The sequence below is a fragment of the Pseudomonas sp. MN1F genome (assembly GCF_009391885.1).
Taxonomy (GTDB): Bacteria; Pseudomonadota; Gammaproteobacteria; order Pseudomonadales; family Pseudomonadaceae; genus Aquipseudomonas.
In genome coordinates this window covers 1-24,794 of sequence record NZ_VZII01000017.1, presented here as the reverse complement: position 1 = coordinate 24,794, position 24,794 = coordinate 1, and the positions used below count along the sequence as shown (strand labels likewise).

The 24,794-nt window shown below is 62.4% G+C and carries 21 protein-coding genes and 2 tRNA genes; 19 read left to right on the top strand and 4 right to left on the bottom strand.

Annotated features, from left to right (window positions below; all coding sequences use genetic code 11):
- Window positions 1-21 precede the first annotated feature (21 nt).
- The 3 genes from F6X59_RS11305 to phhA form a co-directional block, all read right to left on the bottom strand.
- Window positions 22-1,209 (bottom strand): MFS transporter, encoded by a 1,188-nt coding sequence (locus F6X59_RS11305; protein WP_152956318.1) that lies wholly within the window; start codon window positions 1,207-1,209, stop codon window positions 22-24.
- Between the two features lie 416 nt (window positions 1,210-1,625).
- Entirely contained in the window at window positions 1,626-1,982 is a 357-nt protein-coding gene (locus F6X59_RS11300) for a 4a-hydroxytetrahydrobiopterin dehydratase (RefSeq protein WP_152956317.1), read from the bottom strand.
- A 39-nt stretch (window positions 1,983-2,021) separates the two neighbouring features.
- Window positions 2,022-2,810 (bottom strand): phenylalanine 4-monooxygenase, encoded by a 789-nt coding sequence (gene phhA / locus F6X59_RS11295; protein ID WP_152956316.1) that lies wholly within the window; start codon window positions 2,808-2,810, stop codon window positions 2,022-2,024.
- Between the two features lie 256 nt (window positions 2,811-3,066).
- Between phhA and F6X59_RS11290 the strand changes: the two genes are divergently transcribed.
- Window positions 3,067-4,626: a sigma-54-dependent transcriptional regulator gene (locus F6X59_RS11290; RefSeq protein WP_152956315.1), complete on the top strand. Its 1,560-nt coding sequence runs from the start codon at window positions 3,067-3,069 to the stop codon at window positions 4,624-4,626.
- 99 nt (window positions 4,627-4,725) lie between these two features.
- On the opposite strand, the gene F6X59_RS11285 is transcribed toward F6X59_RS11290, so the two are convergent.
- On the bottom strand, window positions 4,726-4,980 hold the full coding sequence (locus F6X59_RS11285) for a DUF2790 domain-containing protein (RefSeq protein ID WP_085675843.1): 255 nt from the start codon (window positions 4,978-4,980) through the stop codon (window positions 4,726-4,728).
- Window positions 4,981-5,400: 420 nt separating this feature from the next.
- Between F6X59_RS11285 and acs the strand changes: the two genes are divergently transcribed.
- The 18 genes from acs to F6X59_RS11195 all read left to right on the top strand — a co-directional run bounded on the left by acs (window position 5,401) and on the right by F6X59_RS11195 (window position 24,790).
- On the top strand, window positions 5,401-7,362 hold the full coding sequence (gene acs / locus F6X59_RS11280) for an acetate--CoA ligase (RefSeq protein WP_152956314.1): 1,962 nt from the start codon (window positions 5,401-5,403) through the stop codon (window positions 7,360-7,362).
- Between the two features lie 490 nt (window positions 7,363-7,852).
- The gene (locus F6X59_RS11275; protein WP_152956313.1) at window positions 7,853-8,638 is read left to right on the top strand and encodes an ABC transporter substrate-binding protein; all 786 of its coding nucleotides are present in this window, start codon (window positions 7,853-7,855) and stop codon (window positions 8,636-8,638) included.
- Window positions 8,639-8,729: 91 nt separating this feature from the next.
- Complete coding sequence (locus tag F6X59_RS11270) at window positions 8,730-9,419, top strand: ABC transporter permease (RefSeq protein ID WP_152956312.1); 690 nt, start codon at window positions 8,730-8,732, stop codon at window positions 9,417-9,419.
- Entirely contained in the window at window positions 9,416-10,114 is a 699-nt protein-coding gene (locus F6X59_RS11265; RefSeq protein ID WP_152956311.1) for an ABC transporter permease, read from the top strand. The genes F6X59_RS11270 and F6X59_RS11265 overlap by 4 nt, the downstream gene beginning before the upstream one ends.
- A gap of 22 nt (window positions 10,115-10,136) precedes the next feature.
- Window positions 10,137-10,901 carry an ABC transporter ATP-binding protein gene (locus tag F6X59_RS11260; protein ID WP_152956310.1) on the top strand — a complete coding sequence of 255 codons (765 nt, stop codon included), beginning with the start codon at window positions 10,137-10,139 and terminating at the stop codon, window positions 10,899-10,901.
- Window positions 10,902-11,001: 100 nt separating this feature from the next.
- Entirely contained in the window at window positions 11,002-11,982 is a 981-nt protein-coding gene (argR, locus tag F6X59_RS11255; RefSeq protein ID WP_152956309.1) for a transcriptional regulator ArgR, read from the top strand.
- Window positions 11,983-12,219: 237 nt separating this feature from the next.
- Window positions 12,220-13,440, top strand: a complete 1,221-nt coding sequence (locus F6X59_RS11250) for an aspartate aminotransferase family protein (RefSeq protein ID WP_103446427.1) — start codon at window positions 12,220-12,222, stop codon at window positions 13,438-13,440.
- 126 nt (window positions 13,441-13,566) lie between these two features.
- A complete protein-coding gene (gene aruF / locus F6X59_RS11245; protein ID WP_103446428.1) occupies window positions 13,567-14,586 on the top strand; it encodes an arginine/ornithine succinyltransferase subunit alpha in 1,020 nt (339 codons plus the stop codon).
- Window positions 14,587-14,649: 63 nt separating this feature from the next.
- Window positions 14,650-15,678: an arginine N-succinyltransferase gene (gene astA, locus F6X59_RS11240; protein WP_152956308.1), complete on the top strand. Its 1,029-nt coding sequence runs from the start codon at window positions 14,650-14,652 to the stop codon at window positions 15,676-15,678.
- Window positions 15,679-17,142 (top strand): succinylglutamate-semialdehyde dehydrogenase, encoded by a 1,464-nt coding sequence (gene astD / locus F6X59_RS11235; RefSeq protein WP_152956307.1) that lies wholly within the window; start codon window positions 15,679-15,681, stop codon window positions 17,140-17,142.
- Window positions 17,143-17,165: 23 nt separating this feature from the next.
- Complete coding sequence (gene astB / locus F6X59_RS11230; RefSeq protein ID WP_152956306.1) at window positions 17,166-18,515, top strand: N-succinylarginine dihydrolase; 1,350 nt, start codon at window positions 17,166-17,168, stop codon at window positions 18,513-18,515.
- A 14-nt stretch (window positions 18,516-18,529) separates the two neighbouring features.
- The gene (locus F6X59_RS11225; protein WP_027921097.1) at window positions 18,530-18,820 is read left to right on the top strand and encodes a hypothetical protein; all 291 of its coding nucleotides are present in this window, start codon (window positions 18,530-18,532) and stop codon (window positions 18,818-18,820) included.
- Window positions 18,821-18,830: 10 nt separating this feature from the next.
- Window positions 18,831-19,838: a succinylglutamate desuccinylase gene (astE, locus tag F6X59_RS11220; protein ID WP_152956305.1), complete on the top strand. Its 1,008-nt coding sequence runs from the start codon at window positions 18,831-18,833 to the stop codon at window positions 19,836-19,838.
- A 305-nt stretch (window positions 19,839-20,143) separates the two neighbouring features.
- Window positions 20,144-22,768, top strand: a complete 2,625-nt coding sequence (alaS, locus tag F6X59_RS11215; protein WP_152956304.1) for an alanine--tRNA ligase — start codon at window positions 20,144-20,146, stop codon at window positions 22,766-22,768.
- An 85-nt stretch (window positions 22,769-22,853) separates the two neighbouring features.
- Window positions 22,854-24,089 (top strand): aspartate kinase, encoded by a 1,236-nt coding sequence (locus tag F6X59_RS11210; protein ID WP_099815407.1) that lies wholly within the window; start codon window positions 22,854-22,856, stop codon window positions 24,087-24,089.
- Between the two features lie 166 nt (window positions 24,090-24,255).
- Window positions 24,256-24,444 (top strand): carbon storage regulator CsrA, encoded by a 189-nt coding sequence (csrA, locus tag F6X59_RS11205; RefSeq protein WP_003254503.1) that lies wholly within the window; start codon window positions 24,256-24,258, stop codon window positions 24,442-24,444.
- A 72-nt stretch (window positions 24,445-24,516) separates the two neighbouring features.
- Window positions 24,517-24,607, top strand: a tRNA-Ser gene (locus F6X59_RS11200).
- 106 nt (window positions 24,608-24,713) lie between these two features.
- Window positions 24,714-24,790: transfer RNA gene (locus F6X59_RS11195), tRNA-Arg, on the top strand.
- Window positions 24,791-24,794: the final 4 nt, after the last annotated feature.

The following is a 24,794-nucleotide window of genomic DNA, read 5'->3' as shown; positions in this document are numbered from 1 at the left end:
GATAAATCCCTCCCACACATTTCAGCTTTCCAGACGCCGGCGGGCCTGTTTGTAAAGATACAGGCTCAACACCAGCCCACAGCAAGCCGCCGCAGCCGCAAACAGAAACATCGAAGCAAAGCCGAACCCCGACGCCACCGCTCCCACCAGCGGCCCGGTAATCCCCAGCGACAAGTCGATGAACAGCGAATACGCCCCCACCGCCGCCCCGCGGTTGGCCGCCGACACTTGGTTCACCGCTTCCACGCCCAGCGCCGGGAACACCAGCGAGAAGCCGAAACCACTCAGCGCCGCCCCCGCCAACGCCATCTCGGCATTCGGCGCCAGCCACAGCATCAGCAGCCCAAGGGTTTCCACCGACAGGCAAACGATTGCCACCCGGAACCCGCCAATCCGGTTGATCAAGTTGCCGAACAACAACCGCGCACAAATGAAACTGGCGCCGAACAGGCTCAGGGTCAGTGCCGCATTGGCCCAGCCGCGGCTGGCGTAATACAGGGTGATGAAGGTGGCGATGGTGCCGAAGCCGATCGAGCCGAGGGCCAGCCCCGAGCCATGCGCAAACACTTTGCCCAGCACCTGCATGAACGGCAGGCGCTTGCCACTGACCACAGGCGCTGCGCGTTTCGGCCAGGCCAGCAGCAGGCCCAGCGTGCACAACAGGAGGATGCTCACCCCCATGCTCCACAGCCCCAGGCTCTTGACCATCAGTACGCCCAATGGCGCGCCGATGGCCAGCGCGCCATAGCTGGCGATGCCGTTCCAGGAAATGACCTTGGCCGTGTGCTCGGCACCGACCCGGCCGATGCCCCAGCCGATCGAGCCGGAACCCACCAGGCTTTCCGCGCTGCCCAGCACCAGGCGGCCGACCAGCAGGCAGCCCAGGCTGACCCAGGGCAGGTCGGTGAGGAAGGCGCAGGCCAGCATGAACACGCCGCTCAGGCCGCAGCCGGCCAGGCCATACATGACCGCCTTCTTGCTGCCGTGGTTGTCGATGATACGGCTGGCGGTAGGGCGGCTGAGCAGGGTGGCAAGGTACTGCACGCTGATCACAAGGCCCGCGATCACGGCGCTGAAGCCGAGGTCGTTGTGCACGTAGCCGGGCAACACGGCGAGGGGGATGCCGATGTTCAGGTAGCCGATGAAGGTGAAGAGGACGATGGAAACGACTTGCAGGGTGACCGCAAGAGGGCGCGGTGAGTCAGGCATGAGGGTCTTCGTGGCAGAGGTTCGTGACGGTGTGAAAACGTGATGACGGGGGTAGCCCGCAGGTCAGCCGTTTTCACACAGTCGCAGGGATGCGCGGTTTATTCCTGGTCAGCGCTGGATTGGTCGTCACCATCCTGATCGACGGCAGGCGTCGGTTCGGCGTGGACGGTAACGGATGGCTCTTCTGGGTTCAGGCTTGGGAAGGGAAGATTCGGGATTTCATGCATCTCGTCGTTCCTCGCAAGTGTGAGTGAAAAGTCTGCGCCAGGCGCGTTCGAAGCTTCGTAAAGCTGGGGCAGGATACACAAGTCTGGATGACAGTTTGTAACTTTTCCCGGTCGCTTGTCGGTTTTACGGGCGGATACCGGACAATTTGCGGGCAAAAAAACAGGGCCTTGCGGCCCTGTTCGTGGTGCTTACTTACGGCCTTCAGCCGTCTCGGCGACCTTGTCGGTGCGTGCGCACATGATGAAGTCATTGCGGTGCAAGCCCTTGATCGAGTGGCTCCACCAGGTCACGGTGACCTTGCCCCATTCGGTCATCAGGCCAGGGTGGTGGCCTTCGGCTTCGGCGATTTCGCCCACGGCATTGGTGAAGGCCAGGGCCTGCTTGAAGTTCTTGAACAGGAACATGCGCTCCAGTTCCATGTGGCCGTCGCGGACTTCGATGTTCCAGTCCGGGATCTCGCGGATCAGTACCGCCAGTTCCTCGTCGGTGACCTTGGGTGCGTCAGCGCGGCAGGCTTCACAGTGGGCTTGGTTCAAGGCATTCATGGGTGTGTTTTCCGCTTCGAGTTGTTATCGGCAAGGCGCTCAGGCAGCGACCTTGGGTGGAAATTTCGGTGCGTGCAGCCCCAGCTGCATGGCTTGCTGGACCATGCCCATGATGTCTTCATGGGCCAGGTCGAACAGGCGCTTCATGTTCGGCAGCACGAAGTACAGCGGCTGCAGGATGTCGATACGGTACGGCGTGCGCATGCACTCGATCGGGTCGAAGGCCTGGTGCTCAGGTTCGCCAGAAAGACTGTAGACGGTCTCTTTCGGCGAAGAGAGGATGCCGCCGCCATAGATCTTGCGACCCTGCGCGGTCTCCATCAGGCCGAACTCGATGGTCATCCAGTACAGGCGCGCCAGGTACACGCGTTGTTCCTTGGTCGCGGCCAGGCCGAGCTTGCCGTAGGTGTGGGTGAATTCGGCGAAGAACGGGTTGGTCAACAGCGGGCAGTGGCCGAAGATCTCGTGGAAGATGTCCGGTTCCTGCAGGTAGTCCAGTTCTTCCGGGGTGCGGATGAAGGTGGCGACCGGGAAGCGTTTGCTCGCCAGCAGCTCGAAGAAGGTCTGGAAGGGGATCAGCGCCGGTACCCGGGCGACCTGCCAGCCGGTGGTGGCGCCCAGCACCTTGTTGACCTCGCCCAGTTGCGGAATGCGCTCATGGGGCAGCTTGAGCTGGTCGATGCCGTCCAGGTACTCCTGGCACGCGCGGCCTTCGATGACTTTCAGCTGGCGGGTGATCAGGGTGTTCCATACCGCATGCTCTTGCTGCGGGTAATCGATAAAACCATGCGCATCGGGCTCGCGTGCCACGTATTGCGTCTGTTTCATGTGGCTCTCCTGGTGAGGGCTTTTCTTGTTATGTCCACGACATGACTTAGGAATATCCCTTCACCGGATGATTTGCACGAGGGCAGGCCCTGCTGGCGGGTGCCCTTTGATCTGCCGCGCGTAACGATAATTTTACAAAATGCCCGGCATGCCGGAAAATCCGGGTCATCAAGCTGCCTTTTAGGTGGTTTTTGTCAGCTTATCTTTACGACTTTTCCGCGTGAGGTTGAAAAACCTCGCCGCTTCGAGAGCATCCATGCGTATCAAAGTGCACTGCCAGAACCGCATCGGCATCCTTCGCGACATCCTCAACCTGCTGGTGGAATACGGCATCAACGTATTGCGCGGCGAGGTGGGGGGTGACCATGGCAACGCCATCTACCTGCACTGCCCGAACCTGATCAATCTGCAGTTCCAGGCATTGCGGCCCAAGTTCGAGTCGATTGCCGGTGTGTTCGGGGTCAAGCGCGTCGGCCTGATGCCCAGCGAGCGCCGGCACATGGAGCTCAATGCGTTGCTTGGCGCGCTGGACTTCCCGGTGCTGTCGATCGACATGGGCGGCAGCATCGTCGCCGCCAACCGCAGTGCGGCGCAGTTGCTCGGGGTGCGCGTCGACGAAGTGCCGGGCATGCCGCTGGCGCGCTATGTCGAAGACTTCGACCTGCCTGAGCTGGTGCGCGCCAACAAGTCGCGCATCAATGGCCTGCGCATCAAGGTCAAGGGGGATGTGTTCCTGGCCGATATCGCGCCGCTGCAGTCCGAGCACGACGAAAGCGAGGCGTTGGCCGGTGCCGTGCTGACCCTGCACCGCGCCGACCGCATCGGTGAGCGCATCTATAACGTGCGTAAACAGGAGTTGCGCGGTTTTGACAGTATTTTCCAGAGCTCGCGGGTAATGGCGGCAGTGGTGCGCGAGGCGCGGCGCATGGCCCCGCTGGATGCGCCGTTGCTGATCGAAGGTGAGACCGGCACCGGCAAGGAGTTGCTGGCCCGCGCCTGCCACCTGGCCAGCCCGCGTGGCCAGGCGCCTTTGATGGCGCTCAACTGCGCCGGCCTGCCTGAGTCGATGGCCGAAACCGAGTTGTTCGGTTATGGCCCCGGGGCTTTCGAGGGGGCGCGTGCCGAGGGCAAGCTGGGGCTGCTGGAGTTGACTGCTGGCGGTACCTTGTTCCTCGATGGCGTGGGGGAGATGAGCCCGCGACTGCAGGTCAAGCTGCTGCGCTTCTTGCAGGATGGTTGCTTCCGCCGTGTCGGCAGCGACGAAGAGGTGTACCTGGATGTGCGGGTGATCTGTGCCACCCAGGTAGACCTGTCCGAACTGTGCGCCCGTGGCGAGTTCCGCCAGGACCTGTATCACCGGCTCAACGTGCTGTCGCTGCACATTCCGCCGCTGCGCGAGTGCATGGACGGATTGGAAGGTCTGGTACAGCACTTCCTCGACCAGGCCAGCCGACAGATCGGCTGCGCCATGCCGCGCCTGGCGCCGGCGGCCATGGACAAGCTCAGCCAGTATCACTGGCCGGGTAATGTGCGGCAGTTGGAGAACGTGTTGTTCCAGGCCGTTTCGTTATGCGAGGGCGGGGTGGTGAAAGGGGAGCATATTCGCTTGCCGGACTATGGCGTGCGGCAACCGTTGGGCGAGTTTTCGCTGGACGGGGATCTTGCGCAGATTGTCGGACGATTTGAAAAGGCGGTACTGGAAAGTCTGATGGGCGAGTTTCCAAGTAGCCGGGCATTGGGTAAACGCCTGGGGGTTTCCCATACGACGATTGCCAATAAGTTGCGGGATTATTCGCTGGGCAAGTCGGTAGATTAAATAGCGGTTATTTAATAGTCCGTTAACGTGCATGACGGCGCGGAAGTTGTGGGTGGGCAACAACGCGAACGGGGCCCGACAGGGCCCCGATTCAAGGTGTCAGCCGTTGGAGCAGCCGTTCCCCATCACGCGGTATTCGAGAATGTGCTTCTGGCCCTTGGAGTCCTCGTAGGTCATGCGGGCGGGCACGACTTCACACACGTTGGGCACTTCGCTCATGGAGATGACGCGAGCAATGTCCAGGTGCTGCGAGTAACTGTACTGTTCAACCGGAATCTGCTCGACATTGTTTGCTTCGCCGGCCATCGCCGCGCCGCAAAGACCGCCAAGTACCAATACCAGTAAAGCTTTCATTTTCATTTTACCTGTCTAAGGTCGTGAGGGGGCACGCGGCGCTTGTGGCGCCGCGAGTACAGCCAAAGTTCAACTATAAAGATTAGAGGGGGATTAACCGATTGCCTTCGTGGGGGCTGTTTCCAGTAGTTAATCGCCTTGCCGTTGCTGGCGAGGTGAATCTTATGCCTGGGCAACTAAGGGAAACAGATGGCGTTTTGATAAAGTTTTTTTGCCTTTTTCCAGATTCTGTAACAATCCCCCGGCAGGCGCGATCGCATTTTCCCCTGGCCGGGCCGGCGGCTGCGGGCTAGAGCCTTCCGCGCCGCTCACATGAAGATTTTCCGGTCGCGCTACTACCATCGTCGTATGGTTTTTCCCGCTCTGGTACAGTTACAAACGATTCCATACAACAACAACTATTACACCGAGGTAACACAGATGAGTGCGGCTCCACTGTATCCCGTTCGTCCCGAGGTTGCGGCCACTACCCTGACCGACGAGGCCACCTACAAGGCCATGTACCAGCAATCGGTGATCAACCCGGATGGCTTCTGGCGCGAGCAGGCCCAGCGTCTGGACTGGATCAAGCCGTTCACCAAGGTCAAGCAGACCTCGTTCGACGACCACCATGTCGATATCAAGTGGTTTGCCGACGGCACTCTCAACGTTTCCTCCAACTGCCTGGACCGCCACCTCGAAGAGCGCGGCGACCAGCTGGCAATCATCTGGGAAGGCGACGACCCTTCCGAACACCGCAACATCACCTACCGCGAGCTGCACGAGCAGGTCTGCAAGTTCGCCAACGCCCTGCGTGGCCAGGACGTGCACCGTGGTGATGTGGTGACTATCTACATGCCGATGATCCCCGAGGCCGTGGTGGCCATGCTGGCCTGCGCCCGCATCGGTGCCATTCACTCGGTGGTATTCGGTGGCTTCTCCCCGGAAGCCCTGGCTGGCCGGATCATCGACTGCAAGTCGAAAATCGTCATCACCGCTGACGAAGGCCTGCGTGGCGGCCGTCGCACCCCGCTCAAGGGCAACGTCGACCTGGCGCTGACCAACCCGGAAACCAACAGCGTGCAGAAGATCATCGTGTGCAAGCGCACCGGTGGCGACATCGCCTGGCACCAGCACCGCGACATCTGGTACGAAGACCTGATGAAAGTGGCCTCCAGCCACTGCGCGCCGAAGGAAATGGGCGCCGAGGAGCCGCTGTTCATCCTTTATACCTCTGGCTCCACCGGCAAGCCGAAGGGCGTGCTGCACACCACCGGTGGTTACCTGGTGTATGCCGCGCTGACCCATGAGCGCGTGTTCGACTATCGCCCGGGCGAAGTCTACTGGTGCACCGCCGACGTCGGCTGGGTCACCGGTCACAGCTACATCGTCTACGGCCCGCTGGCCAATGGCGCAACCACGCTGCTGTTCGAAGGCGTGCCGAACTACCCGGACATCACCCGCGTGTCGAAGATCGTCGACAAGCACAAGGTCAATATCCTCTACACCGCACCGACCGCCATCCGCGCCATGATGGCCGAAGGGCAGGCAGCCGTTGCCGGCGCCGACGGTTCCAGCCTGCGCCTGCTGGGCTCGGTGGGCGAGCCGATCAACCCCGAGGCCTGGAACTGGTACTACAAGACCGTGGGCAAGGAGCGTTGCCCGATCGTCGACACCTGGTGGCAGACCGAGACCGGTGGCGTGCTGATCAGCCCGCTGCCGGGTGCCACGGCGCTCAAGCCGGGTTCGGCGACCCGTCCGTTCTTCGGGGTGGTGCCGGCGCTGGTGGATAACCTGGGCAACCTGATCGAAGGGGCTGCCGAAGGCAACCTGGTGATCCTCGATTCCTGGCCGGGCCAGTCGCGCTCGCTGTACGGCGACCACGACCGCTTCGTCGACACCTACTTCAAGACCTTCCGCGGCATGTACTTCACCGGCGACGGCGCACGGCGTGACGAGGATGGCTACTACTGGATCACTGGCCGCGTGGACGACGTGCTCAACGTGTCCGGCCACCGCATGGGTACCGCCGAGATCGAAAGCGCCATGGTCGCCCACGCCAAGGTGGCGGAGGCAGCAGTGGTCGGTGTGCCGCACGACATCAAGGGGCAGGGCATCTATGTCTATGTCACCCTCAATGCCGGTATCGAGCCGAGCGAGCAGCTGCGCCTGGAGCTGAAGAACTGGGTGCGCAAGGAAATCGGCCCGATCGCTTCGCCGGATGTGATCCAGTGGGCGCCGGGCCTGCCGAAAACCCGTTCTGGCAAGATCATGCGACGTATCCTGCGCAAGATCGCCACGGCCGAGTACGATGCCCTGGGTGACATCTCGACCCTGGCTGACCCAGGTGTGGTGCAACACCTGATCGATACCCACAAGGCGATGAGCCTGGCTTCGGCCTGACAAGCCCGCGTTACCGATGGTGCAAAACCCCGCCAGGGCATCCGGCGGGGTTTTTGCTTTACTGTTACCCGACAATCATCGGTAACTCTTCTGTCACCGATTTCGCACAGGAACGGGGCGCACGGAAACAGTTCCGTGCCATTTCGGTGCGTTCGCGCGGCCATTTTCAGCAAGGTGAAACGCTACACTTGCCGTATTGCAAGGGTTTGCCAATAATAGGCCCGCTAATTGCTTGGCTAACAGGTTATTTCTCTCGAGCTCTTGCATGATTTGCAAAAGCTGTCAACATCGCCCGCCGCGATTTCAAGCGCTTCTATAAGTAGTTGTCGCTTTGAAGAAATATCGACTACCGGGCTGTCGTTAAAATGCCACTCACTCGCTCGTGGTCTGCGACCTTGGTCGAAACCTGCGCGGCTCGCGTTGTACCCATTCGCATATCGGGCAGTTGTTACCCCTGCCTCGTATTGCCCCGTACCGATGGAGTTACCTGATGAAGAAGCTCGCACTGCTTGGCGCCCTGGCGCTTTCCGTGTTTTCCCTGGTATCGCAGGCCGATGAAAAACCGTTGAAGATCGGCATCGAAGCCGCTTACCCACCGTTCGCCTCCAAAGCGCCGGACGGCAGCATCGTCGGTTTCGACTACGACATCGGCAACGCCCTGTGTGAAGAGATGAAGGTCAAGTGCACCTGGGTCGAGCAAGAGTTCGACGGCCTGATCCCGGCGCTTAAAGTGCGCAAGATCGACGCCATTCTGTCGTCCATGTCGATCACCGATGATCGCAAGAAGTCGGTCGACTTCACCAAGCGCTACTACCTGACCCCAGCGCGCCTGGTGATGAAGGAAGGCACCACCGTCAGTGACAGCCTCGACGAGCTCAAGGGCAAGAAGATCGGTGTGCAGCGTGGTTCGATCCACGACCGCTTCGCCAAGGAAGTGCTGGCTCCGAAAGGTGCAACCGTTGTGCCTTACGGCACCCAGAACGAAATCTACCTGGACGTTGCCGCCGGCCGCCTGGACGGCACCGTGGCCGACGCCACCCTGCTCGAAGACGGCTTCCTGAAAACCGACGCCGGCAAGGGCTTCGCCTTCGTCGGCCCATCGTTCACCGACGTGAAGTACTTCGGTGACGGCGTCGGCATCGCCGTGCGCAAAGGCGACGACGCCAACCGCGAGCGCATCAACAAGGCCATCGACGCCATCCGCGCCAACGGCAAGTACAAAGAAATCGAGAAGAAGTACTTCAACTTCGACATCTACGGTCCAGACTCGAACTAAGACGTCGGGTTTCACCTGTGCAATGGTGCAAACAGCAGAGGCTCTGAGGTTTGCACCATTTTTCATTCCCAAGCCCTGAGGAATCCCAATCATGTTGAAAGGCTATGGGGCAGTCATCCTCGACGGGGCGTGGCTGACGCTACAGCTCGCCTTGTCGTCGATGGCCCTGGCCATCGTCCTCGGCCTGATCGGCGTGGCGCTGCGTTTGTCGCCGGTGCGCTGGCTGGCCTGGCTGGGGGATCTGTATTCCACGGTGATTCGTGGTATCCCCGACCTGGTCCTGATCCTGCTGATCTTCTACGGCGGCCAGGACCTCATCAACCGGGTGGCGCCGCTGCTCGGCTATGACGACTACATCGACCTGAATCCGCTGGTGGCCGGTATCGGCACGCTGGGCTTCATTTTCGGTGCGTACCTGTCGGAAACCTTCCGTGGTGCGTTCCTCGGTATCCCCAAGGGCCAGGCCGAAGCCGGCGTGGCCTATGGCATGAGCGCGCGCCAGGTGTTCTTCCGCATCCAGGTGCCGCAGATGATCCGCCTGGCCATTCCCGGTTTCACCAACAACTGGCTGGTGCTGACCAAGGCCACGGCGCTGATTTCGGTGGTCGGCCTGCAGGACATGATGTTCAAGGCCAAGCAGGCGGCTGACGCCACCCGCGAGCCTTTCACCTTCTTCCTTGCCGTGGCCGCGCTGTACCTGGTGATCACCAGTCTTTCGCTGCTGGCGCTGAAGTATCTGGAGCGCCGCTATTCGGTAGGCGTCAAGGTGGCTGAACTATGATTTTCGACTACAACGTCGTCTGGGAAGCCATGCCGCTGTACCTCGGCGGCCTGCTGACCACCCTCAAGCTGCTGGCGCTGTCGCTGCTGTTCGGCCTGTTGGCGGCCGTTCCGCTGGGCCTGATGCGGGTGTCCAAGCAGCCGCTGGTGAACATGGGCGCGTGGCTGTATACCTACGTCATCCGCGGCACGCCGATGCTGGTGCAGCTGTTCCTGATCTACTACGGCCTGGCTCAGTTCGAGGCGGTGCGCGAGAGTATCTTCTGGCCGTGGCTGTCCAGTGCGACCTTCTGCGCCTGCCTGGCGTTTGCCATCAACACCAGCGCCTACACCGCGGAAATCATCGCCGGCAGCCTCAAGGCCACGCCCCATGGCGAGATCGAGGCGGCCAAGGCCATGGGCATGTCACGCATGAAGATGTACCGCCGCATCCTGCTGCCGTCGGCCTTGCGCCGGGCACTGCCGCAGTACAGCAACGAAGTGATCATGATGCTGCAGACCACCAGCCTGGCGTCGATCGTTACCTTGATCGACATCACTGGTGCCGCGCGCACGGTCAATGCCCAGTACTACCTGCCTTTCGAGGCCTACATCACGGCGGGCGTGTTCTACCTGTGCCTGACCTTCATCCTGGTGCGCCTGTTCAAGATGGCCGAACGCCGCTGGCTCGGCTACCTGGCGCCGCGCAAGCACTGAACGCTCTGTGAGAACCGACAGCATGTACAAACTCGAAGTCAAAGACCTGCACAAGCGCTACGGCAGCCATGAAGTACTCAAGGGCGTGTCCCTGGCGGCGAAAGCAGGCGATGTGATCAGCATCATCGGCTCCAGTGGTTCGGGCAAGTCGACCTTCCTGCGCTGCATCAACCTGCTTGAGCAGCCGCATGCAGGCAAGATCCTGCTCAACAACGAAGAGCTCAAGCTGGTACCGGGCAAGGATGGCGCGCTCAAGGCCTCCGACCCGCGCCAGTTGCAGCGCATGCGCTCGCGCCTGTCGATGGTGTTCCAGCACTTCAACCTGTGGTCGCACATGACCGCGCTGGAGAACATCATCGAAGCACCGGTGCACGTGCTGGGGATGAACAAGAAGGAGGCCCTGGAGAAGGCCGAGCACTACCTGGCCAAGGTGGGTGTGGCCCACCGCAAGGACGCCTTCCCTGGGCACATGTCCGGCGGTGAACAGCAGCGCGTGGCGATTGCCCGGGCCCTGGCCATGGAGCCAGAGGTCATGTTGTTCGACGAACCGACCTCGGCGCTCGACCCCGAGCTGGTGGGTGATGTGCTCAAGGTCATGCAGGCCCTGGCCCAGGAAGGCCGGACCATGGTCGTGGTGACCCACGAAATGGGCTTTGCCCGTGAAGTGTCGAACCAGCTGGTGTTCCTGCACAAAGGCCTGGTCGAAGAAACCGGTTGCCCGCGTGAAGTGCTGGCCAACCCGCAATCGGAGCGGCTCAAGCAGTTCCTCTCCGGCAGCCTGAAGTAAAAGGCTGCACCTTTGCACCAGAATAGGGCATGCTGCGCAGCGAGCGCAGCCTGACCCGGCGCCACAGACTCGAACGAACCCAGGTTTCGGACCGCACCCTATGACCACCCAGCGAATCGGTTTTCTCATCTGGCCAAGCACCAAGCCTTTGACCCTGGCGCTGGCGGAGGAAGTGTTGCTGGTGGCCCAGCGGGTGCACCCGGAAGTGGTCTACGAGACCGTCTTCCTCCAGGCGGAGCCTGCCGTGGAAGGCGCCTGGCGTTTGCCGGGCGAGCCATGGAACGGGCGCCTGGAAGGCTGCCAAAAATTGTTCCTGCTGGCCGACGATCTGCCCCAGGCAGTGGGTTCGGCGCTGTCGGCGGCGCTCAAGCAGCTGGCGCGCAGTGGTTGCCTGATCGGTGGCCTGTCCGCCGGGGTGTATCCGCTGGCCATGCTTGGCTTGCTCGACGGTTATCGCGCTGCGGTGCATTGGCGCTGGCAGGACGACTTTGCCGAGCGCTTCCCCAAGGTGATCGCCACCAGCCACTTGTTCGACTGGGACCGTGATCGCCTGACTGCCTGCGGTGGCATGGCCGTGACCGACCTGCTGCTGGCGGTACTGGCCCGCGATCACGGGGCGGAGCTGGCTGGGGCAGTGTCCGAGGAACTGGTGGTCGAGCGCATTCGCGAAGGGGGCGAGCGCCAGCGCATTCCGTTGCAGAACCGCCTTGGGTCGAGCCATCCGAAGCTCACTCAGGCCGTGCTGTTGATGGAAGCCAACATCGAAGAGCCGCTGACCACTGACGAAATCGCCCAGCATGTGTGCGTGTCTCGCCGGCAGCTGGAGCGGATCTTCAAGCAGTACCTGAACCGCGTGCCGAGCCAGTATTACCTGGAGCTGCGGCTGAACAAGGCGCGGCAGATGCTGATGCAGACCAGCAAGTCGATCATCCAGATCGGGTTGTCCTGTGGTTTTTCCTCAGGGCCGCATTTTTCCAGTGCCTATCGCAATTTCTTCGGCGCGACGCCGCGGGAAGACCGCAACCAGCGGCGCAGCAGCAGCCCGTTCGAACTGAGCTCGGCGCCTGCCGAAAAGGGCTGATATTTCCTTCTCCTGTGCCGGCCCTTTGTTAATGTGCACACCCGTTCACCCAGCCCCCTCTCTCCCGTACACTGCGCGATTGCGACAGTGTTTGTCGCATTGCCGAAAGCCTGGGTAAAACTGGGTTTTGCGCTGTAACAAGTTGTCGCTTGGCCGCAAGGACAGGCGCGGATCAGTCCTTACAATCCCCCCATCGCTCGCCACTTCCAGGCCAGCGTTCCTCTTCAGGAGACTCAGATGTCCGTTGAGCAAGCCCCGGTGCAACGTGCCGATTTCGACCAGGTCATGGTCCCCAATTATTCTCCGGCGGCCTTCATTCCTGTGCGAGGCGAGGGTTCCCGCGTCTGGGACCAGTCGGGCCGCGAGCTCATCGACTTTGCCGGCGGCATCGCGGTGAATGCCCTGGGCCATTGCCACCCGGCACTGGTCAAGGCCCTGACCGAACAGGCCAACACCCTCTGGCACGTATCCAACGTCTTCACCAACGAGCCGGCCCTGCGCCTGGCGCACAAACTGGTCGACGCCACCTTTGCCGACCGTGCGTTCTTCTGCAACTCCGGCGCCGAGTCGAACGAGGCCGCTTTCAAGCTGGCCCGTCGGGTCGCCCACGACCGCTTCGGCCCTGAGAAGCACGAAATCATCGCCACCGTGAACAGCTTCCACGGTCGCACCCTGTTCACCGTCAGCGTCGGTGGCCAGCCGAAGTACTCCGACGGCTTCGGCCCGAAGATCACCGGCATCAGCCACGTGCCCTACAACGACCTGGAAGCGCTGAAGGCACAGATTTCCGACAAGACCTGCGCCGTGGTGATCGAACCGATCCAGGGCGAGAGCGGTGTGGTGCCGGCCGACAAGGCCTACCTGGAAGGCGCGCGCAAGCTGTGCGACGAGCACAACGCCCTGCTGATCTTCGACGAAGTGCAGACCGGCGTCGGCCGCACCGGCTCGCTGTACGCCTACCAGCACTACGGCGTCACCCCGGACATCCTGACCAGCGCCAAGAGCCTGGGCGGTGGCTTCCCGATCGGTGCCATGCTGACCACCACCGACATCGCCAAGCACCTGGCCGTCGGCACCCACGGCACCACCTATGGCGGCAACCCGCTGGGCTGCGCCGTCGCCTGCGCCGTGCTGGACGTGGTCAATACCCCGGAAACCCTGGCTGGTATCAAGGCCAAACACGAGCGTTTCAAGTCCCGCCTGGAAAAGATCGGCCAGCAGTACGGCCTGTTCAGCCAGGTGCGTGGCGTCGGCCTGCTGATCGGCTGCGTGCTGACCGAAGCCTGGCAGGGCAAGGCCAAGGACGTGCTCAACGCCGCTGAAAAACAAGGCGTGATGGTGCTGCAGGCCGGCCCGGATGTGGTCCGCTTCGCGCCAAGCCTGGTGGTCGAAGATGCCGACATTGACGAAGGCCTGGACCGCTTCGAACGCGCTGTGGCGCAACTGACCAAGGGCTGATCGGCCTGCGGTCCTTTCGCCGACCCGGTCCGGGTCGGTGAAACTTGAATTCCAGTGCGGGTGCCGCTGTGCCCGCCGTTTTTCCGTGCCGTCCTGAATGGCCCGTTTTTCCAAAGGAGTGACACCATGCTGGTGATGCGCCCCGCGCAAATGGCGGATCTGAACGAAGTGCAGCGCATGGCTGCCGACAGCCCCGTTGGTGTCACTTCGCTGCCGGACGATGCCGCCCGCCTGGGCGACAAGATTGCCGCCTCTGAAACCTCCTTCGCTGCTGAGGTCAGTTTCAACGGTGAAGAGAGCTACTTCTTCGTGCTCGAAGACAGCGAGACTGGCCAGCTGGCCGGCTGCTCGGCCATCGTTGCCTCGGCTGGCTATTCCGAGCCGTTCTACAGCTTCCGCAACGAGACCTTCGTGCACGCCTCGCGGGAGCTGAAGATCCACAACAAGATCCATGTCCTGTCGCTGTGCCACGACCTCACCGGCAACAGCCTGCTGACCAGCTTCTATGTGTTGCCGGAGCTGGTGAACAGTGGCTGGGCCGAGCTCAACTCCCGTGGCCGCCTGCTGTTCATGGCCTCGCACCCGGAGCGCTTCGCCGATTCGGTGGTCACCGAAATCGTCGGCTACAGCGACGAGCAGGGCGAATCGCCGTTCTGGGATGCCATCGGTCGCAACTTCTTCGACCTCAACTACGCCCATGCCGAGCGCCTGTGCGGCCTGAAGAGCCGCACCTTCCTCGCCGAGCTGATGCCGCATTATCCGATCTACGTGCCGCTGCTGCCGGATGAAGCCCAGGAAGCCATGGGCCAGGTGCACCCGCGGGCGCAGATCACCTTCGACATCCTCATGCGCGAAGGCTTCGAGACCGAGCACTACATCGACATCTTTGACGGCGGGCCGACCTTGCATGCGCGAACCTCGGGCATCCGTTCGATCGCCCAGAGCCGTGTGGTGCCGGTCAAGGTCGACGACACCCCGGTCAAGGGCGGGCGCCCGTACCTGGTGTGCAACGGCCAGTTGCAGGATTACCGCGCAGTGCTGCTGGAGCTGGACTGGGTGCCGGGCAAGCCGGTCAGCCTGAGCAGCCAGGCGGCCGAGGCCCTGGGGGTAGGCGAGGGCGCCAGCGTGCGCTTGGTCGCAGCCTGAGCTTCGCACAAGCCGGAACGTTGAGTTTCGCGGCAGGCACTGGCCGCCGCACAAGGAGATAGCATGATCGTTCGTCCTGTACGCAGCAGCGATTTACCCGCGCTGATCGAATTGGCCCGCAGCACCGGCACCACTGGGTTGACCACCCTGCCGGCCAACGAGGAGCGCCTCGGCCACCGTGTCGGCTGGGCCGAGAAGAGCTTCCGTGGCGAAGCCGAGCGTGGCGACACCGACTACCTGTTCGTGCTGGAGAACGACGAAGGCCTGGTGGTCGGCATCAGCGCCATCGCCGGTGCCGTGGGCCTGCGTGAGCCTTGGTACAACTACCGGGTCGGCCTGACAGTCAGTGCCTCCCAGGAGCTGAAGATCTACCGCGAAATCCCCACGCTGTTCCTGGCCAACGACCTGACCGGCAACTCCGAGCTGTGCTCGCTGTTCCTGCGCAGTGATTACCGCTCCGCGCTCAACGGCCGCCTGCTGTCGCGTGCGCGCATGCTGTTCATTGCCGAGTTCCCTGAGCTGTTCGGCAACAAGATCATCGCCGAAATGCGCGGCAAGTCCGACGAGCAAGGCCGTTCGCCGTTCTGGGAAAGCCTGGGCCGGCACTTCTTCAAGATGGAGTTTAGCCAGGCCGACTACCTCACCGGCGTGGGCAACAAGTCGTTCATTGCCGAGCTGATGCCCAAGTTCCCGCTGTACACCTGCTTCCTGTCCGAAGCCGCGCGCAATGTCATCGGCCGTGTGCACACCGACACCGAGCCTGCGTTGGCGATGCTCAAGCAGGAAGGCTTCAGCTACCAGGGCTATGTCGACATCTTCGACGCCGGCCCGGCCATCGAATGCGAGACCTCGAAGATCCGCGCCGTGCGCGACAGCGAGACCCTCGTGCTGGCCGTGGGTACGCCGGGCGATGACGCGACCCCTTACATCATCCACAACCGCAAGCGTGACGACTGCCGCATTACTGCCGCGCCGGCGCGCCTGGCCGCAGGCACCCTGGTGGTCGACCCGCAGACCGCCAAGCGCTTGCGCATGGGCGCCGGCGACAACGTGCGCGCCGTGCCGCTGTCGGCAAGCCGGGAGGCCCAGTAAATGACCACACATTACATCGCAGGCAACTGGCTGGCTGGCCAGGGCGAAGCCCTGCAGTCGCTCAACCCGGTGACTCAGGCAGTGGTCTGGCAAGGGCAGGGCGCCGATGCGGGCCAGGTTGACGCAGCCGTCAAGGCGGCCCGCCAGGCATTCCCGGCCTGGGCGCAACTGAGCCTGGAAGCGCGTATCGACGTGCTGGAGAAATTCGCCGAGCAGCTGAAGCAGCATGCCGAGGCGCTGGCCCACTGCATCGGTGAGGAAACCGGCAAGCCGCTGTGGGAATCGGCCACGGAAGTGACCAGCATGGTCAACAAGGTGGCGATCTCGGTGCAGAGCTACCGTGAGCGTACCGGCGAAAAGAGCGGCCCGCTGGCCGATGCCACGGCGGTGCTGCGGCACAAGCCCCATGGCGTGGTGGCGGTGTTCGGCCCTTACAACTTCCCCGGTCATTTGCCCAATGGCCATATCGTGCCAGCGCTGCTGGCGGGCAACTGCGTGGTGTTCAAACCCAGCGAGCTGACCCCCAAGGTCGCCGAACTGACGGTCAACTGCTGGATCGCCGCCGGCCTGCCGGCCGGTGTGCTCAACCTGGTTCAAGGCGCCCGGGAAACCGGCGTGGCGCTGGCTGCCAACCCGGGTATCGACGGCCTGTTCTTCACGGGCTCCAGCCGCACCGGCAACCTCTTGCACCAGCAGTTCGCCGGCCGCCCGGACAAGATCCTCGCCCTGGAAATGGGCGGTAACAACCCGCTGCTGGTGGATGAGGTCAAGGACCTTGATGCCGCGGTGTACACCATAATCCAGTCGGCATTCATCTCTGCTGGCCAGCGCTGCACCTGTGCGCGCCGCCTGCTGGTGCCACAGGGCGCCTGGGGCGATGCGCTGATCGCGCGGCTGGTCGAGGTGTGCCGGAGCATTACCGTCGGTGCCTTCGACCAGCAGCCCGCGCCGTTCATGGGCTCGGTGATTTCGCTGCAGGCAGCGCAGGCACTGATCGCGGCCCAGGCCGAACTGTTGGCCAAGGGCGCCGTGAAGCTGCTGGCCATGACCCAGCCGCAGGCCGGCGCCGCGCTGCTGACGCCCGGCATTCTCGATGTCACGGCCGTGGCCGAGCGCCCGGACGAAGAGTTTTTCGGCCCGCTGCTGCAGGTCATCCGCTACGCCGACTTCGATGCCGCCATCGACGAGGCCAACAACACTCAATACGGCCTGGCCGCCGGCTTGCTGTCCGATTCCCGTGCGCGCTACCAGTACTTCTGGTTGCGTAGCCGTGCCGGGATCGTCAACTGGAACAAGCAGCTGACCGGCGCCGCCAGCAGTGCGCCGTTTGGTGGCGTGGGCGCCAGTGGCAACCACCGCGCCAGTGCCTACTACGCAGCCGATTACTGCGCTTACCCCGTGGCTTCGCTGGAGACCGCCAGCCTTGCCCTGCCGGCGACCCTGACGCCGGGCGTCACTCTATAACAACAGGTCACGGAGCCTAGCCGATGAAATCCTATGAAGTGAATTTTGATGGCCTGGTGGGGCCTACCCACAACTACGGCGGCCTGTCCTACGGTAACGTGGCTTCGCAGAGCAACAGCCAGCAAGGCTCCAACCCGCGCGAAGCGGCGCGCCAGGGCCTGGCCAAGATGAAAGCGCTGGCCGACATGGGCTTCAAGCAGGGCGTGCTGGCGCCGCAGGAGCGTCCGGACGTGGCTGCCTTGCGCCGCCTGGGTTTCAGCGGCAGCGATGCCGAGGTGATTCAGCGTGCGGCCAAGGAGGCCATGCCACTGCTGGTCGCCAGCTGCTCGGCCTCGAGCATGTGGGTGGCCAACGCCGCCACCGTCAGCCCGAGTGCCGACACCGCCGATGGTCGCGTGCACTTCACTGCCGCCAACCTCAACTGCAAGTACCACCGCAGCATCGAGCACCCGACCACCAGTCGCGTGCTGGCGGCGATGTTCAACAACGAGAAACACTTTGCCCACCATGAAGCCCTGCCTGCCGTGGCACAGTTCGGCGACGAGGGTGCGGCGAACCACACGCGCTTCTGCCGCGAATACGGCGAAGCCGGGGTAGAGTTCTTCGTCTATGGCCGCAGTGCCTTCGACAGCCGCTACCCCGCACCGCAGAAGTACCCGGCGCGGCAGACCCTGGAGGCCTCCCAGGCGGTGGCCAGGCTGCACGGCCTGAGCGCTGACGGTGTGGTCTACGCTCAACAGAACCCGGCGGTGATCGACCAAGGGGTGTTCCACAACGATGTGATTTCGGTCGGTAACGGTGAAGTGCTGTTCTACCACGAGGACGCTTTCCTCGAGACCGACGCGGTGCTTGGCCAACTGCAGGCTAAACTGGCCAGCAAGGGAGGCAACTTCCAGGCTATCCGTGTGCCGCGTGCGGCGGTGGCGGTAGAAGATGCGGTGCGCTCCTACCTGTTCAACAGCCAGCTGCTCAGCCGTGACGATGGCTCGATGCTGCTGGTGGTGCCGGAAGAGTGCCGCAACAACGAGCGGGTCTGGGCCTACCTCGGCCAGTTGACTGCCCAGGGCGGCGCGGTGAAGGAGGTCAAGGTGTTCGACCTCAAGCAGAGCATGCAGAACGGCGGTGGCCCGGCTTGCCTGCGTTTGCGCGTGGCATTGAAGGAATCGGAACTGGCGGCGGTCAATCCAGGCGTTATCATGACCGCCCCGCTGTACGACACCCTGGTGCAGTGGGTCGACAAGCATTACCGAGATCGCCTTGGCGAAGCCGACCTTGCCGACCCGCAGCTGCTGCTGGAGTGCCGTACCGCTCTGGATGAATTGACCCAGATCCTGAAGTTGGGTTCGGTGTACCCGTTCCAACGCCAACCTTGAAGAGAGAATTTGCAATGACCGACGCCCTGCGCCTGATCCTCGAAGATGTAGACGGCACCCAGCTGGAAACCTCCTGCACCCGTTTTGCCATTGTCTGGCAAGGCAAGGAGGTGTGGGTTCAGCAGGACGGCCGTGGCCAGCTGCTGATCGGCGTGGATGTCGAGGAGGGTGATGCTGAATACGCCAACCTGCTGCTGCGCCCGATGGCCACCAACCTGGTCAGCCTGCAGCTGGAAATGGAACCGGCGGAAGTCGGCGAAGATGACGATCACGTCCATGGCCCCGACTGCGGCCACCACCACTAAGGAAGCGCCTATGCTCGCCCTTGGCAAATTGCTCGAGCTGACCCTGACCGATCACGAGCCGGCCGAGAAGACTCAAGTGACACCCAAGGGCGTGCGGTTGCGCTGGCTGGGGGAGGGCGCACTGGAAGTGCGCCCGCCCGAAAGCGAGGATTGTGGGCTGGACCTGCTGCTCTCGGCCGGTATCCACGGCAACGAGACGGCGCCGATCGAGCTGCTCGAAAGGCTCCTGCACGGCGTGGCCAACGGCAAGATCAAGCCGCGTGCGCGGATTCTGTTCCTGTTCGGCAACCCGGTCGCCATCCGCAAGGGTGAGCGTTTCGTCGAACAGGACATCAACCGGCTGTTCAACGGTCGTCACGAGCTCTCCAGTGGCTTCGAGGCATTGCGTGCGGCCGAGCTGGAACAGTTCGCCCGGGTGTTCTTCAGCAAGCCTGAGCGCACCCGCCTGCATTACGACCTGCATACTGCCATCCGTGGCTCGAAGATCGAGCAGTTCGCCCTGTACCCTTACAAGGAGGGCCGCAAGCATTCCCGCCGCGAGCTGGCTCGCCTGGCGGCAGCTGGCATGGAGGCGGTGCTGTTGCAGAGCAAGTCATCGATCACCTTCAGTGCCTTCACCTACGAGCAGCTGGATGCCGAGGCGTTCACCCTGGAGTTGGGCAAGGCGCGGCCATTCGGGCAGAACGAGCAGGTCAACCTCGACAAGCTCGAAGGGCGATTGATTCAGATCATCGAGGGTACCGAGCCCGAGATCGACGTTTCGCTGCACGGCCTGAAGCTGTTCAGCGTCGCCCGCGAAATCATCAAGCACAGCGACACCTTCCAACTGCACCTGCCGGCGGACATCGAGAACTTCTCCGAGCTGAGCAAGGGTTACCTGCTGGCCGAAGACCTGGCCGAGATGCGCTGGGTGGTCGAAGAGGAGGGGGCCCGCATCATCTTCCCCAACCCCAGGGTCAAGAATGGCCTGCGCGCCGGCATCCTGATCGTGCCTGATTCGGGGCAGCGGCTGGGCTGAAACCGTGGCCGCCGCTGAAAAGGCGGCTGCTTTTCGGATCCGATCGCGGATGAAAACCTTTTAATTCACCGCCTGTTCCATTTTCCCTTCCCTTGGGCGGTAATTGGCTTGCCAGTGGCGAAAGGCTGCATTTAGCATCCGCTCATGTCATTTTCGTTTGCAAGCGCCTTAAAAGCCGTCCAATCGACGCTTTCTATCGCATAAACACACTGCACCTTGCTTGCAGGACCGATATAATGCGGCCCTTTGCCGTCGTTTCGTCGACGTGTTTGCCCCCAAGGGCCGCCGTTTCCGTGGAAGAACCTATGAAAAGCGCAGAAATCCGTGAAGCCTTCCTTCGCTTCTTCGAAGAGCAGGGCCATACCCGAGTCGCCTCCAGTTCGCTGATCCCGAACAACGACCCGACCCTGCTGTTCACCAACGCTGGCATGAACCAGTTCAAGGACTGCTTCCTCGGTGCCGAGAAGCGTGCCTACACCCGCGCTGTCAGCAGCCAGAAGTGCGTGCGTGCCGGTGGCAAGCACAACGACCTGGAAAACGTCGGCTACACCGCGCGTCACCACACCTTCTTCGAAATGCTGGGCAACTTCAGCTTCGGTGACTACTTCAAGCGCGACGCGATCACCTTCGCCTGGACCTTCCTGACCTCCGACAAGTGGCTGAACCTGCCCAAGGAAAAGCTCTGGGTCACCGTCTACGCCTCTGACGACGAAGCCTACGACATCTGGACCAAGGAAGTCGGCGTGCCGGCCGAGCGCATGGTGCGCATCGGTGACAACAAAGGCGCCCCGTACGCTTCCGACAACTTCTGGACCATGGGTGACACCGGCCCGTGCGGCCCTTGCACCGAGATCTTCTACGACCACGGCGCCGACATCTGGGGCGGCCCACCCGGCTCGCCAGAAGAAGACGGCGACCGCTACATCGAGATCTGGAACAACGTCTTCATGCAGTTCAACCGCACCGCCGACGGCGTGCTGCACCCGCTGCCAGCGCCGTCGGTGGACACCGGCATGGGCCTGGAGCGCATCAGTGCGGTCATGCAGCACGTGCACTCGAACTACGAGATCGACCTGTTCCAGAACCTGCTGTCTGCCGCGGCCAAGGCCATCGGTTGCAGCAACGATGGCCAGGCTTCGCTGAAAGTGGTTGCCGACCACATCCGTTCCTGCGGCTTCCTGATTGCCGACGGCGTGCTGCCGTCCAACGAAGGCCGTGGCTACGTGCTGCGCCGCATCATTCGCCGCGCTTGCCGTCACGGCAACAAGCTGGGCGCCAAGGGCAGCTTCTTCTACCAGATCGTCGCCGCCCTGGCCGCCGAGATGGGCGAGGCCTTCCCGGAGCTGCAGAGCCAGCAGGCGCACATCGAGCGCGTGCTCAAGGCTGAAGAAGAACAGTTTGCCAAGACCCTGGAGCAGGGCCTGCGCATCCTCGAGCAGGACCTGGCCCAGCTCAAGGGCGAGGTGGTCCCGGGTGACGTGGTGTTCAAGCTGTACGACACCTACGGGTTCCCGATGGACCTGACTGCCGACATCGCCCGCGAGCGCGAGCTGACCATCGACGAAGCCGGCTTCGAGCGTGAAATGGAGGCCCAGCGCGAGCGTGCCCGTTCCGCCAGCAGCTTCGGCATGGACTACAACAGCCTGGTCAAGGTCGACAGCGCCACCGAGTTCCTCGGTTATGACGCCACCGAAGGCCAGGGCAAGATCATCGCCCTGTACAAGGACGGCCAGGCCGTCGACCAGCTGGGCGAAGGCGAGCAGGGCGTCGTGGTCCTCGACCGCACCCCGTTCTACGCCGAATCCGGTGGCCAGGTCGGTGACAGCGGCTTCCTGCAGGCTGGCGCTGCGCGCTTCGACGTGCGCGACACCACCAAGACCGGCGGCGCCTTCCTGCACCACGGCGTGGTCGCCAGCGGTGCGCTGGTCATTGGCTCGCCCGTCGAGGCCAAGGTCGATGCCGACGTGCAGCACGCCACCTCGCTGAACCACTCGGCCACCCACCTGCTGCACGAAGCGCTGCGTCAGGTACTGGGCGAGCACGTACAGCAGAAGGGCTCGCTGGTCGACAGCCAGCGCCTGCGTTTCGACTTCAGCCACTTCGAAGCGGTATCGCCTGCGCAAATCAAGGCCCTGGAAGACATCGTCAACCGCGAAGTGCGCAAGAACACCCCGGTTGAAACCGAGCTGACCGATATCGAAACCGCCAAGGCCAAGGGGGCCATGGCCCTGTTCGGCGAGAAGTACGGTGATACCGTGCGCGTGCTGAGCATGGGCGGCGACTTCTCCGTCGAGCTGTGCGGCGGTATCCACGCCAAGCGCACCGGCGATATCAGCCTGTTCAAGATCATCAGCGAAGGCGGCGTGGCCTCGGGCGTGCGCCGCATCGAAGCGGTTACCGGTGCCGCTGCACTGGCCTACCTGAACGCTGCCGAAGAGCAGGTCAAGGAAGCCGCGCAGCTGGTCAAGGGCAACCGTGACAACCTGATCGACAAGCTGTCGGCTGTGCTCGAGCGCAACCGTCAGCTGGAAAAGCAGCTCGAACAGCTGCAGGCCAAGGCCGCCAGCGCCGCCGGGGACGATCTCTCCAATGCGGCCGTTGAGGTCAAGGGTGCCAAGGTGCTTGCCGCCCGCCTGGATGGGCAGGATGGCAAGGCACTGCTGGCGCTGGTCGATCAGCTGAAGAACAAGCTCGGCCACGCAGTGATCCTGCTGGGCAGCGAGCATGAGGGCAAGGTCGTGCTGGTGGCCGGCGTGACCAAGGACCTCTCCAGCCAACTCAAGGCTGGTGACCTGATGAAACAAGCCGCTGCGGCAGTGGGTGGCAAGGGCGGTGGCCGTCCGGACATGGCCCAGGGTGGTGGCGTCGACGTCGCTGCACTGGACCAGGCCCTGGCGCTGGCCGTACCGTTCGCAGAGCAGGGACTTTGAGATGAGGGGGCGGGTGGTCTAGTCACTCGCCCCTTCATGTTGGATGGTTTTTTTGAGGCCCGGTACGGGCTGAGGCACCATTGAAATGGCGTTGATCGTACAGAAATTTGGCGGCACCTCTGTCGGTTCCATCGAGCGGATCGAGCAGGTAGCCGAAAAGGTCAAGAAACACCGTGAGGCGGGCGACGACCTGGTGGTTGTGCTGTCGGCCATGAGCGGTGAAACCAATCGCCTGATCGATCTGGCCAAGCAGATCACCGATCAGCCGGTTCCGCGTGAACTGGATGTGATCGTGTCGACCGGCGAGCAGGTCACCATTGCCCTGCTGACCATGGCCTTGATCAAGCGTGGTGTGCCAGCGGTGTCCTACACCGGCAACCAGGTGCGCATCCTCACCGACAGCGCGCACAACAAGGCGCGCATCCTGCAGATCGACGACCAGAAGATCCGTGCCGACCTCAAGGAAGGCCGCGTGGTCGTGGTGGCCGGTTTCCAGGGCGTCGACGAGCACGGCAGCATCACCACCCTTGGCCGTGGTGGCTCCGACACCACCGGCGTAGCCCTGGCGGCTGCGCTCAAGGCTGACGAGTGCCAGATCTACACAGACGTCGATGGCGTCTACACCACCGACCCGCGCGTCGTGCCGCAAGCGCAGCGCCTGGAGAAGATCACCTTTGAAGAGATGCTGGAAATGGCCAGCCTCGGTTCCAAGGTGCTGCAGATCCGTTCGGTGGAGTTTGCCGGCAAGTACAACGTTCCGCTGCGCGTGCTGCACAGCTTCAAGGAGGGTCCAGGTACCCTCATTACCATTGATGAAGAGGAATCCATGGAACAGCCGATCATTTCCGGTATCGCCTTCAACCGTGATGAGGCCAAGCTGACCATTCGTGGCGTGCCGGACACCCCGGGCGTTGCCTTCAAGATCCTCGGCCCGATCAGCGCTTCGAACATCGAAGTGGACATGATCGTGCAGAACGTCTCGCACGATAACACCACCGACTTCACCTTCACCGTGCACCGCAACGAGTACGAGAAGGCCTACAGCGTGCTGGAAAACACCGCACGTGAAATCGGTGCCCGTGAAGTGATCGGCGATACCAAGATCGCCAAGGTCTCGATCGTCGGCGTCGGCATGCGCTCCCACGCGGGCGTTGCCAGCCGCATGTTCGAAGCCCTGGCCAAGGAGAGCATCAACATCCAGATGATCTCCACCTCCGAAATCAAGGTCTCGGTGGTCATTGAAGAGAAGTACCTGGAGCTGGCCGTGCGCGCGCTGCACACCGCGTTCGAGCTCGACGCTCCGGCCCGACAGGGCGAGTAACGCGTTGCCCGGAGGGCGCGGCTTAGCCGCGCCCTTCGCGTTTCTGGTCGCCACGCAGGCCCTGTCCTGCCAGTGGGGCGATCATCCAGGCCCTGTGTCGTCGTCCACGCTCAGGCCTGACATCCCAAGACTGTAATCCCTGAATGTTTTGCGTAAGGAGAAAGCTATGTTGATTCTGACTCGTCGGTGCGCCGAGAGCCTGATCATTGGAGACGGCGAGATCACCGTGACGGTGCTCGGCGTCAAAGGCAACCAGGTGCGCATTGGTGTCAGCGCCCCTAAAGAAGTGGCCGTTCACCGCGAAGAAATCTACCTGCGGATCAAGAAAGAGAAGGACGAGGAGCCAAGCCTTTAATTTTTTTGAAGTTTTTTTCAAAAAAAGGGTTGCAAACGAGGAAGAGCTTGTTTAATATTCGCCTCGTGTTGCGGTGAGGTGGCCGAGTGGCCGAAGGCGCTCCCCTGCTAAGGGAGTATACCTCATAAGGGTATCGGGGGTTCGAATCCCCCCTTCACCGCCATTATTTGCGTAGGGCGCTGTAAACGGTAGGAACGCTAAGTCGTTGAAGTTAAACGAAAAAGTTCTTGCAAAAATGTTTCAGCGAACTAATATGCGCGGCAAGACACGGACTCATAGCTCAGCTGGATAGAGTACTCGGCTACGAACCGAGCGGTCGCAGGTTCGAATCCTGCTGAGTCCGCCACTTT

Excerpts from the sequence above, each read along its gene's own strand:
- aruF (WP_103446428.1), top strand. The coding sequence starts at position 13,567 with ATGCTGGTGATGCGCCCCGCGCAAATGGCGGATCTGAACGAAGTGCAG.
- F6X59_RS11300 (WP_152956317.1), bottom strand. The coding sequence starts at position 1,982 with ATGAATGCCTTGAACCAAGCCCACTGTGAAGCCTGCCGCGCTGACGCA.
- F6X59_RS11275 (WP_152956313.1), top strand. The coding sequence starts at position 7,853 with ATGAAGAAGCTCGCACTGCTTGGCGCCCTGGCGCTTTCCGTGTTTTCC.
- astA (WP_152956308.1), top strand. The coding sequence starts at position 14,650 with ATGATCGTTCGTCCTGTACGCAGCAGCGATTTACCCGCGCTGATCGAA.
- F6X59_RS11260 (WP_152956310.1), top strand. The coding sequence starts at position 10,137 with ATGTACAAACTCGAAGTCAAAGACCTGCACAAGCGCTACGGCAGCCAT.
- F6X59_RS11210 (WP_099815407.1), top strand. The coding sequence starts at position 22,854 with ATGGCGTTGATCGTACAGAAATTTGGCGGCACCTCTGTCGGTTCCATC.
- argR (WP_152956309.1), top strand. The coding sequence starts at position 11,002 with ATGACCACCCAGCGAATCGGTTTTCTCATCTGGCCAAGCACCAAGCCT.
- F6X59_RS11290 (WP_152956315.1), top strand. The coding sequence starts at position 3,067 with ATGCGTATCAAAGTGCACTGCCAGAACCGCATCGGCATCCTTCGCGAC.
- csrA (WP_003254503.1), top strand. The coding sequence starts at position 24,256 with ATGTTGATTCTGACTCGTCGGTGCGCCGAGAGCCTGATCATTGGAGAC.
- phhA (WP_152956316.1), bottom strand. The coding sequence starts at position 2,810 with ATGAAACAGACGCAATACGTGGCACGCGAGCCCGATGCGCATGGTTTT.
- astB (WP_152956306.1), top strand. The coding sequence starts at position 17,166 with ATGAAATCCTATGAAGTGAATTTTGATGGCCTGGTGGGGCCTACCCAC.
- astE (WP_152956305.1), top strand. The coding sequence starts at position 18,831 with ATGCTCGCCCTTGGCAAATTGCTCGAGCTGACCCTGACCGATCACGAG.
- F6X59_RS11225 (WP_027921097.1), top strand. The coding sequence starts at position 18,530 with ATGACCGACGCCCTGCGCCTGATCCTCGAAGATGTAGACGGCACCCAG.
- F6X59_RS11285 (WP_085675843.1), bottom strand. The coding sequence starts at position 4,980 with ATGAAAGCTTTACTGGTATTGGTACTTGGCGGTCTTTGCGGCGCGGCG.
- astD (WP_152956307.1), top strand. The coding sequence starts at position 15,679 with ATGACCACACATTACATCGCAGGCAACTGGCTGGCTGGCCAGGGCGAA.
- F6X59_RS11270 (WP_152956312.1), top strand. The coding sequence starts at position 8,730 with ATGTTGAAAGGCTATGGGGCAGTCATCCTCGACGGGGCGTGGCTGACG.
- F6X59_RS11265 (WP_152956311.1), top strand. The coding sequence starts at position 9,416 with ATGATTTTCGACTACAACGTCGTCTGGGAAGCCATGCCGCTGTACCTC.
- F6X59_RS11305 (WP_152956318.1), bottom strand. The coding sequence starts at position 1,209 with ATGCCTGACTCACCGCGCCCTCTTGCGGTCACCCTGCAAGTCGTTTCC.
- alaS (WP_152956304.1), top strand. The coding sequence starts at position 20,144 with ATGAAAAGCGCAGAAATCCGTGAAGCCTTCCTTCGCTTCTTCGAAGAG.
- F6X59_RS11250 (WP_103446427.1), top strand. The coding sequence starts at position 12,220 with ATGTCCGTTGAGCAAGCCCCGGTGCAACGTGCCGATTTCGACCAGGTC.
- acs (WP_152956314.1), top strand. The coding sequence starts at position 5,401 with ATGAGTGCGGCTCCACTGTATCCCGTTCGTCCCGAGGTTGCGGCCACT.